This is a genomic window from Celeribacter persicus (assembly GCF_003050785.1).
In the GTDB taxonomy this organism is placed as follows: Bacteria; Pseudomonadota; Alphaproteobacteria; order Rhodobacterales; family Rhodobacteraceae; genus Celeribacter; species Celeribacter persicus.
In genome coordinates, this window is the sequence record NZ_QAOH01000001.1 from 527,016 (window position 1) to 543,702 (window position 16,687).

Below are 16,687 nucleotides of genomic sequence, written 5' to 3' on the forward strand. Positions count from 1 at the left end.
ACATGACCGCTCTCGCCGCCTCATACCTGCGGCCTGTCACGCTCTGGGGCGTGGCGGGGGCGGTCACCCTGACGCTGGCGATCCTTGGCGGTGTCGCTATTGGCGAGACACCTTTGCCCTTCGACACCGTGCTGAAAGTGCTTGCCAATCATCTATGGGGCGCGGGCCACGATGTGGATGCCATCGACGCAGGCATTCTCTGGAGCTACCGCCTGCCGCGGACCCTTGTCGCTGCGGCTTGTGGCGCGGGACTGGCACTTTCCGGCGTCGTCCTGCAATCTCTGGTACGTAATGCACTTGCCGATCCCTACCTGTTAGGTGTTTCCGCCGGGGCGGGCACCGGAGCCGTCGCCGTCACCGTTCTGGGGCTCGGCGGGGGCATGATCGGCATGTCAGCCGGAGCCTTTGCGGGCGCATCGCTGTCCTTTGCCATCGTGGTGCTGCTGGCGCGCGCGGCAGGTGGCGGCTCGGCACAGTTGGTGCTGGCGGGCATAGCCGGATCTCAGCTCTTCAACGCACTGACCTCCTTCCTGATCACCAAGTCGGCGAATGCCGAGCAGGCGCGTGGCATCATGTATTGGCTGCTGGGCAATCTGTCCGGCGTGCGCTGGCCGGATGTAACCCTGGCAATCCCAGTCACGTTGAGCGGGCTGGTCGTCTGCGTCTGGTTGGCCCGCGCCATGGATGCTTTCGCCTTCGGAGCGGCATCGGCGGCATCGCTTGGCATCGCAGTACGCCGGGTGCAGATTGCGCTGATCGGAGCGACAACGGTGATGACGGCAACGATGGTGAGCCTCGTCGGGTCCATCGGCTTTGTCGGGCTGGTGATCCCTCATGCGATGCGCTTTGTCGTCGGAGCGCGCCACGGGCGGTTGGTGCCCGCCTCGGCGCTGGCGGGAGCCGTATTCCTGATTGTCGCCGATGTGACCTCGCGCATCCTGATCCCCGGTCAGGTCGTACCTATCGGCGTCGTCACCGCTCTCGTGGGCGCACCGGGATTTGCCGCGATCCTCATCCGCAACCGGAGGCGGGCATGAAACTGCATGCACACAATCTCGGCTGGACAACACGCGGGAAAACAATCGTCGACGACGTCACGCTGGACATCCTGCCGGGCGAGACCTTTGGCCTCGTGGGACCGAACGGCTCCGGAAAATCCACATTGCTGCGCCTTCTGACAGGCCTCCTCCCGCGTCCCGCAGGCCGGGTTCATCTGGAGGGCGTACCGCTTGAGAGCATGTCTCGTCGCGACATCGCTCAACGCATCGCCTTCGTTGAACAAATGGCCGATACATCCGAGGCTTTGCGTGTCCGGGATGCCGTAGAGCTGGGCCGAACGCCCTGGCTTTCGGCACTGACGCCGCTCGGCCCCGAGGACAGGCGGATCGTGACCGAAGCGCTTGAAGCCACAGGCCTTGCGCATATGGCCGGACACAGTTGGTCCACCCTGTCAGGCGGCGAGCGTCAGCGGGTCCACATCGCCCGCGCTCTTGCGCAACGGCCTCGCCTGTTGGTACTGGACGAGCCGACCAACCACCTGGACATCCATCACCAGCTTTCTCTGCTGCGCCTCGTCAGCATGCTGTCCGTCACCGTGGTGATGGCCTTGCACGATCTCAATCAGGCCATGGGCTGCGACCGCGTCGGCGTGATGGAGAACGGTCGCCTTATTGCCTGTGGCCCACCCGCAGAAGTGCTGACCCCCGCTCGCATCGCCGCGATCTTCCGCGTGCATGTCACGCCGCTGCGCGACCCCGACGACAACGCCACCCTGTTTCGTTTTCATTGCCTGGAGGACCATTCATGAAATCCCTCGCGTCATCTTTGATCGTCGGCCTGCTTGCCACACCGCTGTTTGCCGAAACCTACGAGATCGGCATGTACACCCGAAACGACAACGGACCGATGATCTACGAGCCGCAGTTCCTCAGCATCGCGCCGGGCGATACGGTGGTCTTTGTCTCCAAACAGCCGGGTCACAACGCCGCGACCATTGACGGGATGATCCCTGAGGGCGCCCAGCCGTTCAAAAGCAGGTTGGGAGAGGACTTCACAGTCACCCTGACCGAGCCCGGTCTATACGGCATCAAGTGCAGCCCGCATTATGCCATGGGCATGGTCATGCTGATCGAGGTGGGCGAACAGACGGATCGCAGCCTGCCAGAAGGCCTGCCGAACCGCGCGCGTCAGCGCTTCGAATCCATTCTTGAGGCTGCCGCAAAGTGAATACCAACTACGATCTGACTGAGGACATCCGGAACTACTGGTCGCGCAGGTCCAAGACCTTTGACTTTGCTTTCGGCCATCGCATTGCCGCAGGCCGGGAGGCCGAGGCCTGGGCGCAGCCGATGCGCGATCATCTGGGCGAACCGCCATGCCGGGTTCTAGAACTGGCCTGCGGCACAGGCGAGGTGACGCGGCTCGTTCACGATCTCGGCCACGACGTTACAGCCCTCGATTTTTCGGAAGACATGCTGGCGATCGCGCGAGCCAAACACGCAGGCAAACCACGCCTGCGCTTTCTGATGGCGGATGCCGGGCGGACGATGGAACCGGATGAAAGCTACGACGCCATTCTGTGCCGCCACCTTGTCTGGACGCTGGTCGAGCCAGAAGCCGCATTCGCCGACTGGTTCCGCATCATGCGTCCGGGTGGGCGATTGCTGATCTTTGACGGCAACTGGGCAAAGCCATCCCCCTCGGGTCGCTGGGCAGCTCATCTTCTGGCTCTCTGGGACCGGTTATCACCCGATCCCCATTACGACGGCGCAATGAGCGATGCCCATGGTACGATCATGGAGCGCCTGCCCTTCGGCAAAGGTCTGACGTTCGATATGCTTGCCCCGATGCTCGCGGATGCCGGTTTCAACATGATCGAACGGCTGTCACACGACCCTATCGCCAAGGCCCAGCGCCGAACCAACGGGTTGCGCAACGGCTTGCGTACCCGTGTTTATGATCGGTTCATTCTCACGGCACGGAAACCCGGGTGAGCTGTTTTATGGAGTGCAAGCCATAAGGCTGTTACGCACAGACACATGGGCTTCGAAACCTGAAAACGCACGACACCGCAAGCTTTTCTCGATTACCTGTGCAGCCCAAAACATGCCCAACCGAAATGCCCATGACGCCCCGTATCGTTCACCAAGAAAAGCAATTGAGGCATGAACACGACGCAACGTGAGGCTCGATTGCCCCATTCGATGTTGGTTCGCATTATCCTGTAGTCGTTAAGCCTTTGAATTCCATAAGAACAGGATAGAAATACGCGTATCTCTCGCAATTTTACTGAAGCCTGATAAAATCGACCATCTTGATCGAGCTTTAGCCCTGTCGGACCCAAATGATCACCCAGAAGACCAAATACGCCCTTAAATCCCTCATGGTGCTGGCCGACGAAAAGGCCGGTGACGGCTCATCTCTGCGCATCGAGGAGATCGCAGAGCGCTCCGGGGCCCCCAAGCGGTTTCTGGAGCACATCCTGCTCGATCTCAAACGCGCCGGTTTGATTGGCAGTCGACGTGGCCGGAACGGCGGGTACGAACTGATCAAGGATCCGGCACGTGTGTCACTGGCCGAAATCCTGCGCCTGATCGACGGTCCCATGGCACCTTTGCCCTGCCTGTCCCGCAATGCCTATCAACCCTGCGACGACTGCAAGGATGAAGTGAGCTGCCGGGTGCGTGCTGTCTTCGGCGGTTTCTACTCCGCCTATATTCTGATGATCGAATCTCTCACGCTCGCCGATCTGATGGAGGATGCGCGTCCGTTGGAGCGATTTGCGCTGCCCGAAAGTGCCGCCGGAGAATAATCTTCTATAATCACGATTAAAATAGACGTGATTTTTCCTTTGCTAAATACGACTAACTCTGTCGTCATTATCGTGTCAGGAGGTGCGATGGTCGCACCCGCTTTCGGTTCATTGCCCGGGGCCGCGCCGACCTGCCGCCTGACACAAGGTTCGCCTTGTCCAGCAGAGGAGATTAAGAATGATACATACCATCCGCATCGGCGCACATGTGCTCGCCCAAGGCCAATTCGCCCGAAATCTCGGCGATGGTCGCATCGAGATCGACACGGGCAATCGCAGACTTGCCGGGAAGCCTGTCACGCAGCATGGCTTGCACACCGCCAAGGTTTCACCGCTGCTTCACCTGCTTTCGGCGAACCACTGGCGCAGCGGTCTGCTTGCCGCAGTGGGGGCAATGACGCTGGCCTTCGGCCCGACCTCTGCGGCGAAGGCAGAAGATACTGTCGAAATCCTGAACGTCTCCTACGATCCGACGCGCGAATTCTATCGGCAATATAACGCGCTGTTCAATGAATGGTGGGAAAGCCAGGGCCATGAGCCGGTGACCCTGCGCCAGTCGCATGGCGGCTCGGGCGGGCAGGCCCGGGCCGTGATCGACGGGCTTGAGGCCACGGTCGTCACCCTCGCGCTCTCCGCCGATATCTCGGCCATCGCAGAGCGCAGCGGTAAAATCCCCGCAGACTGGCAATTGCGCCTGCCCCACAATTCCTCGCCCTACACATCCACGATTGTTTTTCTGGTCCGGGACGGCAATCCAAAGGGCATCGCCGACTGGGACGATCTCATCCGCGACGATGTGCAGGTCATCACGCCGAACCCCAAAACCTCCGGCGGGGCACGTTGGAATTTCATGGCGGGCTGGGCTTGGGCTCTGAATGAATATGGCGGCAACGAAGATCAGGCCCGCGCCTATATGAGTGATCTCTTCAAGAACGTCCCCGTACTCGATACCGGTGCGCGCGGTGCAACCAACACCTTTACCCAGCGCGGCATCGGCGATGTGCTTCTGGCCTGGGAGAACGAGGCTTTTCTGGCGTTGGCCGAACAGGGAGAAGACGCCTTCGACATCGTCGTGCCGTCCGTCTCCATGCTGGCGGAGCCGCCAGTGGCGCTGGTGGACGGCAATATCACCTCGCAGGCGGAGCGCGCCGTCGCCGAAGCCTATCTGGAGCATCTTTACAGTCCTGAGGCGCAGGCGCTTGCGCTCAGGAACTTCTACCGGGCTTGGGACACGTCCGCGGCGTCTGATGAAGACATCGCCCGCTTCCCTGAAATCACGCGCCTGTCCATCGACGATTTTGGAGGATGGGTCGAGGTGCAGCCCGTCTTTTTCGGGGATGGCGGTGTGTTCGACCAGATTTATGAGGAGCAATAAACCATGAGGGCGGGTGTTCTCCGCGCGCCCTCCCCTCTGCCGGGGTTTGGGCTGAGTTTCGGGATCATGATGGCGGTGCTGTCCGTCGTCGTCCTTCTGCCGATCATGGCGCTCCTCGGGCGGGGTGTGGTGATCGGACCGGCGGAACTTTGGGAGATGGTCGGCACAAAACGCATTCGCGCGGCGCTGTCCCTCTCTTTTCGCGCCGCTCTGATCGCGTCGGTCTTCAATCTGGTCTTCGGATTGTTGCTGGCATGGGTGCTGGTGCGCTACCGCTTCTGGGGGCGCCGTCTGATCGACGCCGCTATTGATCTGCCCTTCGCCCTGCCGACAGCCGTGGCAGGCATTGCTTTGACAGCGCTTTATGCCCCCAACGGCGCTTTCGGAGCTCTGCTCGCGCCATTCGGAATAAAGGTGGCCTATACCCAGATCGGCATCTGGCTGGCACTTATCTTCATCGGTCTTCCCTTCGTCGTGCGCACTGTGCAGCCCGTCATCGAGGAACTCGACCGCGAGGTCGAGGAAGCCAGTGCCACGCTGGGCGCAAGTCGCGCATATACGCTGCGCCGCGTGGTTCTGCCAACGCTGACACCCGCACTCTTGACCGGGTTCGCCCTCGCTCTGGCGCGCTCTGTCGGGGAATACGGCTCGGTGATCTTCATCGCAGGCAACCTGCCGTTCCAAACCGAGATCGCGCCCCTGCTGATCGTGATCCGGCTTGAGGAATACAATTACGACGCTGCCACCGCGATCGGTCTGGCCATGCTGCTAATCTCTTTCGCCATGCTGCTGGCCATCAACATCATTCAAATCTGGAGCAGACGGAGGATCGGAGATGTCTGAGGTTTCCTCAATCGCCCGCACGCCCTCGGTCACGACCGAGCCACGCCTCATCCGCACCCTTTTGATCGGCACGGTTGTGGTGCTGATCTCGGTCTTGTTGTTCGCCCCCCTGATCGCCGTTTTTTCCGAGGCTTTGCGACAAGGCTGGGTCGCCGCGCTCGAAAGCCTGACCTCGCCCGACGCGCGTGCTGCGATCGGCCTGACCCTCATTATTTCGGCCATTGTCGTACCATTCAACGCGGTCTTCGGTGTCGCCGCAGCATGGGCGATCACCAAGTTCGATTTTCGGGGCAAGGCGTTTCTGATCACGCTGATCGACCTGCCGTTTTCGGTCTCTCCGGTGGTTGCCGGTCTGGCACTGGTCCTGCTGTTCGGGGCCAATTCCTGGCTCGGGGCATGGCTGATCGCGCATGATCTGAAGATCGTCTTTGCCTTCCCTAGCATCGTACTCGCCACACTGTTCGTGACCTTCCCCTTCGTGGCCCGCGAATTGATCCCGGTCATGATCGAGCAGGGCCGCGCCGAGGAGGAAGCCGCTCTGACCCTCGGAGCGTCCGGCTGGCGGATATTCTTTACCGTCACCCTGCCGAACATCCGTTGGGCGTTGCTCTACGGTGTGTTGCTCTGCAATGCGCGGGCCATGGGGGAGTTCGGTGCCGTGGCCGTGATCTCCGGCAAGATCCGGGGCGAGACAACCACCATGCCGATCATGATCGAGATGCTCTACAACGAATATCTTTCGGTCGCCGCCTTCACGCTCGCCGCCGCGCTCGCCCTTCTGGCGCTGGTTACGCTTGTGCTGAAATCCCTGCTCGAATGGCGCTACGCGGATTTGCTCGCCGCCACGCGCCGCCATTGAAAGGATATTCCATGTTTATCGAAATCGAAGAGATCGCCAAGGAATTCGGGAGCGAGCGTGCGCTTCATCCTGTCTCGCTTTCCATTCCCTCGGGCGCGCTGATTGCACTTCTCGGGCCCTCCGGGTCCGGCAAGACGACACTCCTGCGCATTCTTGCCGGGCTGGAGTTCCCGACCTCGGGTCGCGTGATGTTCGACGCTGTCGATGCGACGGGCCTTAGCGTGCAGGCGCGACGGGCTGGCTTCGTGTTCCAACATTATGCGCTGTTCCGACACATGACCGTGTTCGAGAACATCGCCTACGGGCTACGCGCGCGCAAACGGCGGGAGCGCCCGAATGAGGCGGAGATCGGTCGGCGTGTGAACCGGCTTCTGGATCTGATCCAGCTTCCCGATATCAGTAGCCGCTACCCCAGCCAGCTTTCGGGTGGTCAGCGTCAACGTGTGGCTCTTGCACGTGCACTGGCAATCGAGCCACACATGCTGCTGCTCGACGAACCCTTCGGCGCGCTTGACGCGAAAGTGCGCAAGGAGCTGCGGCAAGGGCTGCGCGAAATTCATGACACCACCGGGCTGACGACCGTTTTCGTGACTCATGACCAGGAAGAGGCGATGGAACTGGCCGACCTCGTCGTCGTCATGTCGATGGGCCGGATCGAACAGATCGGCAAACCGTCGGACATCCGCACGCATCCCGCCAGCGAGTTCGTGCGTACGTTTACGGCAGCTTAGGAAGGTACTGTTGCCCTCCTCGCCACAAGACGTCTCGTGTGGGCACGGTGCAGTTCTTGTGCCCATACAAATGGAATGGGGCGAAACGATGAGGCTCACGCAACCACCCGGTATGTGTCCACTTGGATCAGGTCCAAAGATAAGGAGATGCAGATGAACGATGTGACGCTCGACAGGATTGACCGGAAAATTCTGGACCAGTTGATGCGCGATACGACCCTACCCGTCGCGCAACTCGCGGAGCGGGTCGGCCTGTCTCAGACGCCCTGCTGGAAACGCATTCAGAAACTGGAAGCCGCCGGGGTGATCACGCGCCGCGTGGCGCTTGTCGATCCCGTGAAAATCGGCCTGGGGCTCACGGTGTTCGTGGAGGTCGAGGCACTGGACCACACACCGGAATGGCGGGCCGCGTTCCGTGCGCTCATCCCCCGCTTCCCCGCCATTGTCGAGGTGCACCGGCTGGCCGGAACAGTCGATTATCTGCTCAAGGTCGTCGTCCCGGACATGCGGGCGTTCGATGAGTTCTATCTTCAGTTGACCCGTGCGCTTCCCTGCCGGAACATCACCTCGAAATTCTCGACGGAAGCCATCCTTGTCTCCACCGTCTGGCCGATTGATGTCGAGACGGTTTGAAAGACAGAGCACGCTTCTGCGAGGATATGCAGCAAATAAAATTGAACAAGACAGGGACAACGCCGCGTTGACCTGATACCTGTGCCCCGCCATAATCCGGATACAAAGGCACAGGAGAACCTGTTTGTCCCGCATCGTGACCATCCTGCTCATCGGGGTTCTTACCCTCTTCTCTGCGCCCCGCGCAGGGATGGCGCATGAGATGTCCGGGGCTGAGATGACGGGAGCAACACAAACGGTCGCGAACACCGTGCATCATCATGAAATGTGCCCCGATTGCGCCAATAGCACCTCCGGTTCGACCTCCATGGATATTCCCTGTCCGCATGGCGCGATCTGCGTCCTGTTCACACCCGGTCACGGTCTTGATCATCGGGTGAGCAGGACGTTGCAGCCAGTTGGCTTTCCTCCCCCAGCTTCAGCGAAGATCATCGCGCGGAGCCCCGGCCTGGACCTTCCGCCTCCCCGTATCCGGTTCAACATCGCCTGAACCCTTTCTTGTGACGCTCCACCGCGTCACGATCCGATACGGAAACACCCATGAACAAATTCATCCTGCCCTTGGCCGGTGCCGCTGCACTGGCGCTTGGGGCCTATCTTATCTTCAAACCCGAACCCGAAACGACTCCGCTCGCGTCCTCTTCGCGACCGGCCCAAGGAGACCCTATTGTATCGGTCGCGCTACCGGATGCTCTCTCCCCCAATGCGCAGATCGGAAAACGTGCTTTCGACAGTGTCTGTGCCGCCTGCCATGGCGAGAATGCCGCTGGCAAAGAAGGGTTCGGACCGCCCTTGGTCCATAAAATCTACGAGCCTTCCCACCATGGCGATATGTCCTTCCTGTTGGCTGCGCAGCGCGGCGTTCAGGCGCATCATTGGCGCTTTGGAGACATGCCTCCGCAAGAGGATGTCACGCAGGGCGATGTCAAAGCGATCATCGCCTATGTCCGGGAATTGCAGCGCGCCAATGGGATCAACTGACATGACAGACTTCTTTATTTCGCGCCGTCATTTCCTTGCAGGTTCCGGCGCGATGGTCATGATGCCGGGCACAACCTTCGCGGCGCCCCCGGAGGTTTTGGTCGCAAAGATCGCACAAGCCCAGATCGCGCCCGACAGCTATCCCCCGACAAGCATCTATAGCTATAATGGCCAATTCCCCGGCCCTATGATCCGCGCCAAACAAGGCGAACGGATCACCCGGGAATTGGTCAACGACCTGCCTGTGCCGACCTCGATCCACTGGCACGGCATCCGCATCGACAATACCATGGACGGGGTTGCAGGGCTCACGCAGGAGGCCGTACCTCCGGGAGAGCGGTTCAGCTATGATTTCGTGGTGCCGGACGCGGGCACCTATTGGTATCACGCGCATACGAACTCGATGGAACAAGTGGCGCGCGGCCTCTACGGTCCGTTGATCGTCGAAGAAACCGAGGCACCGGATGTCGATCGTGATGAAGTGCTGATGCTTGGTGACTGGCGCCTCGATCCCGAAACCGCACAGATCGACCCGAACTTCGATCACCCGATGGATCGCAGCCACGCCGGGCGCTATGGCAATCTGATCGGCACCAACGGGCGCTACGGCTATCGTCTGGTGGCGCGCCAAGGCGAACGGCTGCGCCTGCGTCTGATCAACGCGGCAAATGCGCGAATTTTCAGGCTCAGGCTCAAAGGGTTGATCGGGTGGACCGTGGCACTCGATGGCATGCCGCTTGAGACACCAGTGCCGGTTGAAGGCGAAATCGTTCTCCTCCCGGCGCAGCGTGCCGATCTGATTGTCGATGTAACAGCCGATGACGGGGGCGAAACCATGATCCTGCGGTTCGATGACGATGGGCAATGGCGCGAACAGGTCGGGTTCGATCTCTCCGGTTCCATCGCTCTGCGCAGCACACCTCCCGCACCTTTGTCGCCCAATCCAGGCATGTCTCCGATTGATCTTGAGCGTGCCACCCGACTTGAGATGCGCATGGAGGGCGGTGCCATGGGCAATATGCCGATGGGCCGGATGAACGGGCAGATGATGACCTTTCGCGAGATGGTGGCATCCGGCATGTACTGGACGCTCGCGGGTGTTGCCGGAATGGCGGATAACCCGTTCGCGCGTCTTGCGCGGAGGGAGCATGTCCGATTGAAACTCATCAACGACACGGCGTTCCCGCACGCCATGCACTTGCATGGACATCATTTCCGCGAAATCACGGAAGGACAACAAGGTCCGATGCGTGACACGATTCTGAGCCTGCCGGGGGACACCATCGAGATCGCGTTTGTCGCGGACAATCCAGGGAAATGGCTATTTCATTGTCACATGCTCGGTCATGCCGCATCCGGAATGACAACCTGGATCGAGGTTCTCTAAGTAGGAAGTCGATCTGCCTAAAGCGTTTTGCTTTTTATCTGAAACAGGGAAAAAGCAAAACGCAGTGCCTCGTATAGGCGTTGCGAGCGCTTCACATTAAATCTGCGATCCTCGAAAGCACTCGGCAACGCAGGCCGCGAAGCCGCTCACGATACGGGAATAAAGAAAAGCGCTCATGGCCAGCGCAAAGCCGGTGCTGTGATGGGTCAGAACAAGAACGGAATAGTATGGAAAGCGCCGCCCAAGGTGTAGAAATCGAAATATTTTCGCTTAAAATCAACACGTTAGGAGATTAGTGGCGCGCTGGGGAGGATTCGAACCCCCGACCCCTTGATTCGTAGTCAAGTACTCTATCCAACTGAGCTACCAGCGCGCGGGGTAGGGGCGATTTACAGAGAGTCGTCGGGGGGCGCAAGAGGCCATTGTGATTTTTTTGAAAAACTTGTCGCAACCAATGCGGTTGTCATTCGGCGGCTTCTGCCGAGGCCTTCTTCTCCGCGCGTTGCGGAACCGAAATCGTGAAACCTTTCGGCAGATGGATTTCGAACGCCGTGCCGGTTTCGTCGCTGCGTTTGAGCAGCAGCCGCCCGCCATGCCCGCGGACCAGTTCGGCGGAAATCGCAAGACCGAGGCCAAAGCCGCCCTTGCGCGCGCCCCCCTGAAATGGCTGGAACAAATATTCGCGCGCTTTCGGCGGCAGGCCTGGCCCCGTGTCAGTCACGGAGAGCACCCATTCCTCCTCATCCTCGCGCCCGGCGACGGAAATCTCACCGCATTTGCCGGTCGCCATAATCGCCTGACGCGCGTTACGCACGAGATTGGAGAGCACGCGGTGCATCTGTTCGTGATCCGCGCGCACGACCATGGTGGCGGGAATATCCTCGGCAAAGGACAGGTCGAAATCCCCGATGGCGAGGCGCTCGCCCTCGATCACCTCGGCCACAAGCTCGGCAAGCCGCACGCCGGTGAGCGTCGGCGCGGGTTCCTCGGCCTTACCGAACGCCAGCGTGGTTTCACATAGATTCACCGCACGTTGGATCGAATTCACCAGTTTCGGCGCGGAGCGGGTCACGGCGGGGTCCTGAGACATTTCGAGCCGGTCGGTAAAGAGCTGTGCCGTGGTGAGAATGTTGCGCAGATCGTGCGAGACTTTCGCCACCGCACCTCCCAATTGCGCCAGTCGTTCCTTTTGCCGCAGGGATGCGGTCAGTTCCGTTTCCATCGCCTTGAGCGCGGCCTCGGCCTCGCGCAGTTCGGCGACTTTTGCGGACGGTTCGATGATCCGTCGGGTGTCCTCAGGCGCTTGGGCATAGGAGGTCATTGCATTCACGACCCGCTTGATCGGTCGCACCAGCAATGCCCGCACGGCGAGAAACAACAGACCAGCAGTCAGGAAGGAGATCACGGCGGACAGGAGCAGGATGCGCAGACCATAGTCGATCATCGCCACACGCAGAGGTGCGGTCGGCAGCGTCACCTCGATCAACAGCCCCGCCTGTTTCACCGGATCGCCGATGACGCGGATCACGCGTTCTTCGGGATCGAACAGCGTCACCATGGCATCGCGGATCAACTCGAAAGCGGTGGCATCTCGCAGATCGTAGGTGGCATGAATCTGTTCCGGGATCGGGGAGGACAGCACAAGCTGGCGAATCTCGTTGCGGCGCAGCACGACGTTGTAGACGCCCGCGTTTGCCAGAAGCTCGTCTTCGAGATCCATGTCGAGGCTGTCGTTGGCGAGAAGCGCAAGAGAAGCGATCTGGGCCCGTTCCAGTCGTGACAGCAGGAAATCCTCGCGGAACCGCGCCACCGAAGGGACAAAAATCATGATCTCGGCGGCCATCACGAAAATGACCGTCAACATCAGGAACCGTCCCGTCAGCGTATTGAGGAACCGCGGCAGTTTCATCGCATCCCTTATGGCACCAGCCTCTGAATCGCTTGCACGACCCGCTTGAGCTTTCGATTATCGAAAAGCCTCGGGGTAAAATAGGCACTCGTCACACGTTTGTTAAGCTCGGCCAACGTCGGATAGGGCGCGATCATGCCCGCGATCCGGCTCATCTTGAGCTTTGTCGAGATCGCAAGCGACCACAGCGCAATCAATTCGCCCGCCTCGGGGCCGACAATCGTCGCCCCGACAGGGCGCGATTTGACCACCATGAGCTTGATGAACCCCGGCCCCGCACGCCCCGTCGCAATGGCCCGGTCATTGCCGGAAAACTCCGTACGCACCACTTCGAGCTTGTCGCCATGGACCTGCCGCGCCTCAGCCTCGGTCAGCCCGACCTGCGCCAGTTCCGGATCGGTATAGGTCGCGTGCGGGATATGATCCTCGCGCAGCCTGGCGGACAGGCCGAACAGAAGACCCCGAATGGCCACCCCCGCCTGATAACCTGCCACATGGGTGAAGCGCGGATGATCGGCCAGCACATCGCCCAGCGCATAGATACGCCGATTGGACGTCCGCAGGTTAGCCCCGGTGCGAATGCCATCTCTGGTGCAGTCGACATCGGCATGCTCCAGCCCAAGCTCCTCGGCATTCGCCCGCCGCCCGGTCGCAACCAGAAGATGCGAACCGGAGATGCGCTGCCCGTTCGAAAGGGTGAGCGTGAGCGCCCCGCCCTGCCCCACGACTTGCGTTACCTCTGCCCGTTCAAGAAAACGGACACCTTCAGAGATCAGCGCCTGTTTCACCACCGCCGCGGCCTCTTCGTCCTCTCGCGCCAGAACACAACCTGCCTCGATTACCGTCACCTCAGCCCCAAAACGAACGAAGGCCTGCGCCATTTCCATACCGATGGGGCCACCGCCGAGAACCAACAGGTGCGAAGGACACTCGCTCAGGTCCCAAAGCGTCTCGTTGGTAAGGTAAGGCACATCCGACAACCCCGGAATGGGCGGAACAAAAGGGCGCGATCCCGTGGCAATCACGAAGCGCCGCGCTTTGATGCTGTGATCTCCGGCCACAACCGATTTGGGCGAGGTAAACCGTGCCGCCTCCCGGATCACCGTGCACCCCAGGCCTTCGAACCTCTCCTGACTGTCGTGCGGGGCAATGGCGGAGATGGTCTGGCGCACATGGGTCATAGCCTCGGGAAAGGACATCCCCGACGCCGCCCCGTGCAGCAGCGCTTTCGAAGGCACGCAGCCGGAGTTGAGGCAATCGCCCCCCATCTCGCCCTTCTCAATGAGCACGACCCGCGCGCCCATCTGCACCGCCCCCGCAGCCACGGACAATCCGCCGGAACCCGACCCGATGACACAGATATCGGTCTTGATGGTTTTCATGCACGCTCCTCTGCCGTCTCTTTGCGCCAAGCCTTCCACAGAATCGGGGCAAGCGCGAGCAGGCAGAGACCCAGAAGCGGCAAAAGAATAAATGGCTCGAAAATCACCCCGAGATCGGGCGCCTCTCCGCGCTCGAACACCTCTCCCAACCCGGCACCGACGGAGGTATAGACCAGCGCCCCCGGCACGATGCCCAACGCGGTCGAGATCACAAAGCGGTAGAACGGCACCCCGAACAGCGCGGGCAGGAGATTGGCGACGAAAAACGGCACGACGGGAAGAAAGCGCAGTAAGAACAGCATGGACCACTGATTGTCGTCGATACCCTGCTTGATGCGGTGGATACGTCCTTCGGAAGCGTCGATCCGGGCCGCAAGCCAGTCGCCCAGCCCCCAGCGCGCCGCAAGAAACAAAAGCGAGGCCCCGAGCACCGCCCCCGTCATGTTGAAAAACACACCGGGGAAAAGCCCGAACAGGAACCCGCCGGTCAGGGTCGAGACTGTCGCACCGGGCAGCGACAGCGCAACGATCACGGTATAAATCGCGACAAAGACGAGAACCGAAAGCGCCCTGTGGCTTTCCGCAAAGGATACGAGACGCGCGCGGTTCTCCGACAGCGCCGCGAAACTCAGATGCTCGCGCAACAGCACGGCCAGCGTCAGAGCGCAGAGCGCAAAGAGGGCCAGAGCCCAGAGGTGTCGTTTGCCGCGTTGATCCGTGTCGTTTTGCACAAGTCTGCCTTTCCATCACAAGGGTTGCAGCAGCATGCGCAATCCGCCATGCGTGCGCCAGTGTTTCGCTATCCCTCTCACGCGCCGGTGATCTTCCGTCAGAGGTTTGTGGCCGCTCCGCCGCAACCGGAGCCATTTTGTTACAGATTTCCGGCGCATGAGAATTGACAACCGCCCGAGAGCCTCCTATTGGCAGGGCTTCGAACGATTACTCGCCTTCGAATCCCTTTGTCATGTCGCCACATCGGCAGTGACGATCGGGTTTGGGCCCCAACGCAACCGATGGAGATGGCGCGATGAAACGCACCTATCAACCGAGCAACCTCGTCCGCAAGCGCCGCCACGGCTTCCGTGCCCGTATGGCCACCAAAGCCGGTCGCAAGGTTCTGAACGCGCGCCGCGCTCGTGGCCGCAAGTCCCTCTCCGCGTAATCCGCGCTTTCGGGACCGCCTGAACAGGCAAAGCTGATGACACCGCCGAACGCACCCGAGGATCAGGCATGTGCCGACGCCGAAGGGTCGCAGTCGGCGGTTTTGTCGTGCGCGCATGGTGTCTCAGTCGAAATTCTGACGCTGACAAAGCGCAGCGACTTCCTGAAAGCCGCCCGCGCACGGCGTCAGGGCACCGCAAGCTTCCTTCTGCAAGGCCGCAAGCGCGGGTCCGAAGAACCTGCCACGGGTATTCGGGTAGGCTATACCTGCTCCAAGAAGGTCGGCAATGCCGTCGCCCGCAACCATGCCAAGCGGCGCCTGCGCGAAGCGGCACGTCTGGTGCTTCCGGAGCTTGGGCGGGATGGCTGGGATTACGTGCTGATCGGCAAGAAGGGCGACACAAGCGCGCGGCCCTTTGATTTGCTCCTGAAAGATCTCAGATACGCTCTGAAGAAGGTTCATGGAGAGAGCAAATGACCCCGCTCGCTTTCGTCATTTCCCTGCCGGTGCGTGCCTATCGCAAGGTGTTTTCACCCTTCGTCGGGCACAATTGCCGTTATCAGCCGACCTGTTCGGCCTATGCGATGGAAGCGCTGGAAAAACACGGCGCGATCAAGGGCACATGGCTGGCGATTCGCCGCATCGGGCGCTGTCACCCGTTGGGCGGCATGGGCTATGACCCGGTGCCCGAGCCGAAATCTGCGCCGCAAAAAACCGAGGAAAAGCCCGATGCTTGATGATCTCGACGATATCCATCCGCTGTTCCACGGCGCGCCCTCCACCACGGAGTTCAAGAAGCTGCGCAAGCGGATCATCCGCAATGTGCGCGAGGCCATTGAGCAATACGGCATGGTGGAACGCGGTGCGAAATGGCTCGTGTGTCTGTCGGGCGGCAAGGACAGCTATACCCTGCTCGCCGCCCTCTATGAACTGAAATGGCGAGGCATGTTGCCAGTCGAGCTTGTCGCGTGCAATCTCGATCAGGGGCAACCGGGGTTCCCCGCGACCGTACTTCCCGAGTTCCTTGAGAAGATGCAGGTGCCGCACCGCATCGAGTATCAGGACACCTATTCGATCGTCATGGACAAGGTGCCGCAAGGACGGACCTATTGCGCGCTTTGTTCGCGTCTGCGTCGCGGCAATCTCTACCGGATCGCGCGTGAAGAGGGTTGTACCGCCGTGGTGCTCGGCCATCATCGCGACGACATTCTGGAAACCTTTTTCATGAATCTCTTCCATGGCGGGCGGCTGGCCACCATGCCTCCGAAACTGGTGAACGAGGAGGGCGATCTCTTCGTCTATCGCCCTCTCGCGCATGTTGCCGAGGAGGATTGCGAGAAATTCGCTCGTGCGATGAATTATCCGATCATCCCCTGCGATCTCTGCGGCTCGCAGGACGGGCTGCAACGCCAGCAGGTCAAACAGATTCTCGACGGTTGGGAGAAAAACAGTCCCGGTCGCCGTCAGGTGATGTTCAAGGCGCTGACCAACATCCGACCGTCGCATATGATGGACCCGAAACTCTTCGACTTCCTTGGTCTTTCGTTAACGGAACGCCCAGAAACGAACGAAAATGAAGAAAATTCTATGGAAATCCCAAGGTTGCGTTAACCG

Annotated in this window: 20 protein-coding genes and 1 tRNA gene; 17 read left to right on the forward strand and 4 right to left on the reverse strand. The window is 60.5% G+C overall.

Going from position 1 to position 16,687, the window contains the following annotated elements; all coding sequences use genetic code 11:
- Positions 1–2: 2 nt before the first annotated feature.
- From C8N42_RS02675 to C8N42_RS02735, 13 genes are all read left to right on the forward strand, one after another.
- A complete protein-coding gene (locus tag C8N42_RS02675) occupies positions 3–1,037 on the forward strand; it encodes a FecCD family ABC transporter permease (protein WP_107814968.1) in 1,035 nt (344 codons plus the stop codon).
- Positions 1,034–1,807, forward strand: coding sequence for an ABC transporter ATP-binding protein (locus C8N42_RS02680; RefSeq protein WP_107814969.1), 774 nt, complete (start codon positions 1,034–1,036; stop codon positions 1,805–1,807). Before C8N42_RS02675 ends, C8N42_RS02680 begins: the two co-directional genes overlap by 4 nt.
- A complete protein-coding gene (locus C8N42_RS02685) occupies positions 1,804–2,226 on the forward strand; it encodes a pseudoazurin (RefSeq protein ID WP_107814970.1) in 423 nt (140 codons plus the stop codon). Before C8N42_RS02680 ends, C8N42_RS02685 begins: the two co-directional genes overlap by 4 nt.
- Positions 2,223–2,993, forward strand: coding sequence for a class I SAM-dependent methyltransferase (locus C8N42_RS02690; protein WP_107814971.1), 771 nt, complete (start codon positions 2,223–2,225; stop codon positions 2,991–2,993). Before C8N42_RS02685 ends, C8N42_RS02690 begins: the two co-directional genes overlap by 4 nt.
- A gap of 350 nt (positions 2,994–3,343) precedes the next feature.
- Entirely contained in the window at positions 3,344–3,811 is a 468-nt protein-coding gene (locus tag C8N42_RS02695; protein WP_107814972.1) for an RrF2 family transcriptional regulator, read from the forward strand.
- 178 nt (positions 3,812–3,989) lie between these two features.
- Positions 3,990–5,186, forward strand: coding sequence for a sulfate ABC transporter substrate-binding protein (locus C8N42_RS02700; protein WP_107814973.1), 1,197 nt, complete (start codon positions 3,990–3,992; stop codon positions 5,184–5,186).
- 3 nt (positions 5,187–5,189) lie between these two features.
- Positions 5,190–6,029: a sulfate ABC transporter permease subunit CysT gene (cysT, locus tag C8N42_RS02705; RefSeq protein WP_107814974.1), complete on the forward strand. Its 840-nt coding sequence runs from the start codon at positions 5,190–5,192 to the stop codon at positions 6,027–6,029.
- A complete protein-coding gene (gene cysW / locus C8N42_RS02710; RefSeq protein WP_107814975.1) occupies positions 6,022–6,888 on the forward strand; it encodes a sulfate ABC transporter permease subunit CysW in 867 nt (288 codons plus the stop codon). The genes cysT and cysW overlap by 8 nt, the downstream gene beginning before the upstream one ends.
- Positions 6,889–6,899: 11 nt before the next feature.
- Positions 6,900–7,619, forward strand: coding sequence for a sulfate/molybdate ABC transporter ATP-binding protein (locus C8N42_RS02715; protein WP_107814976.1), 720 nt, complete (start codon positions 6,900–6,902; stop codon positions 7,617–7,619).
- 153 nt (positions 7,620–7,772) lie between these two features.
- The gene (locus tag C8N42_RS02720) at positions 7,773–8,252 is read left to right on the forward strand and encodes an Lrp/AsnC family transcriptional regulator (protein WP_107814977.1); all 480 of its coding nucleotides are present in this window, start codon (positions 7,773–7,775) and stop codon (positions 8,250–8,252) included.
- Between the two features lie 124 nt (positions 8,253–8,376).
- A complete protein-coding gene (locus C8N42_RS02725) occupies positions 8,377–8,742 on the forward strand; it encodes a hypothetical protein (protein WP_107814978.1) in 366 nt (121 codons plus the stop codon).
- Positions 8,743–8,792: 50 nt separating this feature from the next.
- A complete protein-coding gene (locus tag C8N42_RS02730; protein ID WP_107814979.1) occupies positions 8,793–9,233 on the forward strand; it encodes a c-type cytochrome in 441 nt (146 codons plus the stop codon).
- Position 9,234: 1 nt separating this feature from the next.
- Positions 9,235–10,620 carry a multicopper oxidase family protein gene (locus C8N42_RS02735; RefSeq protein ID WP_107814980.1) on the forward strand — a complete coding sequence of 462 codons (1,386 nt, stop codon included), beginning with the start codon at positions 9,235–9,237 and terminating at the stop codon, positions 10,618–10,620.
- A gap of 296 nt (positions 10,621–10,916) precedes the next feature.
- On the opposite strand, the gene C8N42_RS02740 is transcribed toward C8N42_RS02735, so the two are convergent.
- The 4 genes from C8N42_RS02740 to C8N42_RS02755 all read right to left on the reverse strand — a co-directional run bounded on the left by C8N42_RS02740 (position 10,917) and on the right by C8N42_RS02755 (position 14,642).
- A tRNA-Arg gene (locus tag C8N42_RS02740) sits at positions 10,917–10,993 on the reverse strand.
- A gap of 90 nt (positions 10,994–11,083) precedes the next feature.
- Positions 11,084–12,529, reverse strand: a complete 1,446-nt coding sequence (locus tag C8N42_RS02745; protein ID WP_107814981.1) for a sensor histidine kinase — start codon at positions 12,527–12,529, stop codon at positions 11,084–11,086.
- Between the two features lie 8 nt (positions 12,530–12,537).
- Positions 12,538–13,911, reverse strand: coding sequence for a dihydrolipoyl dehydrogenase family protein (locus tag C8N42_RS02750; protein WP_107814982.1), 1,374 nt, complete (start codon positions 13,909–13,911; stop codon positions 12,538–12,540).
- Entirely contained in the window at positions 13,908–14,642 is a 735-nt protein-coding gene (locus C8N42_RS02755) for a TVP38/TMEM64 family protein (RefSeq protein ID WP_211309134.1), read from the reverse strand. The genes C8N42_RS02750 and C8N42_RS02755 overlap by 4 nt, the downstream gene beginning before the upstream one ends.
- A 296-nt stretch (positions 14,643–14,938) precedes the next feature.
- Between C8N42_RS02755 and rpmH the strand changes: the two genes are divergently transcribed.
- The 4 genes from rpmH to ttcA are packed head-to-tail and all read left to right on the forward strand — an operon-like array spanning position 14,939 to position 16,684.
- Positions 14,939–15,073, forward strand: a complete 135-nt coding sequence (rpmH, locus tag C8N42_RS02760; protein ID WP_043868490.1) for a 50S ribosomal protein L34 — start codon at positions 14,939–14,941, stop codon at positions 15,071–15,073.
- Positions 15,074–15,109: 36 nt separating this feature from the next.
- Positions 15,110–15,550, forward strand: a complete 441-nt coding sequence (rnpA, locus tag C8N42_RS02765) for a ribonuclease P protein component (protein WP_107814983.1) — start codon at positions 15,110–15,112, stop codon at positions 15,548–15,550.
- Positions 15,547–15,810 carry a membrane protein insertion efficiency factor YidD gene (gene yidD / locus C8N42_RS02770; protein WP_107814984.1) on the forward strand — a complete coding sequence of 88 codons (264 nt, stop codon included), beginning with the start codon at positions 15,547–15,549 and terminating at the stop codon, positions 15,808–15,810. Before rnpA ends, yidD begins: the two co-directional genes overlap by 4 nt.
- The gene (gene ttcA, locus C8N42_RS02775; protein WP_107814985.1) at positions 15,803–16,684 is read left to right on the forward strand and encodes a tRNA 2-thiocytidine(32) synthetase TtcA; all 882 of its coding nucleotides are present in this window, start codon (positions 15,803–15,805) and stop codon (positions 16,682–16,684) included. Before yidD ends, ttcA begins: the two co-directional genes overlap by 8 nt.
- Positions 16,685–16,687: the final 3 nt, after the last annotated feature.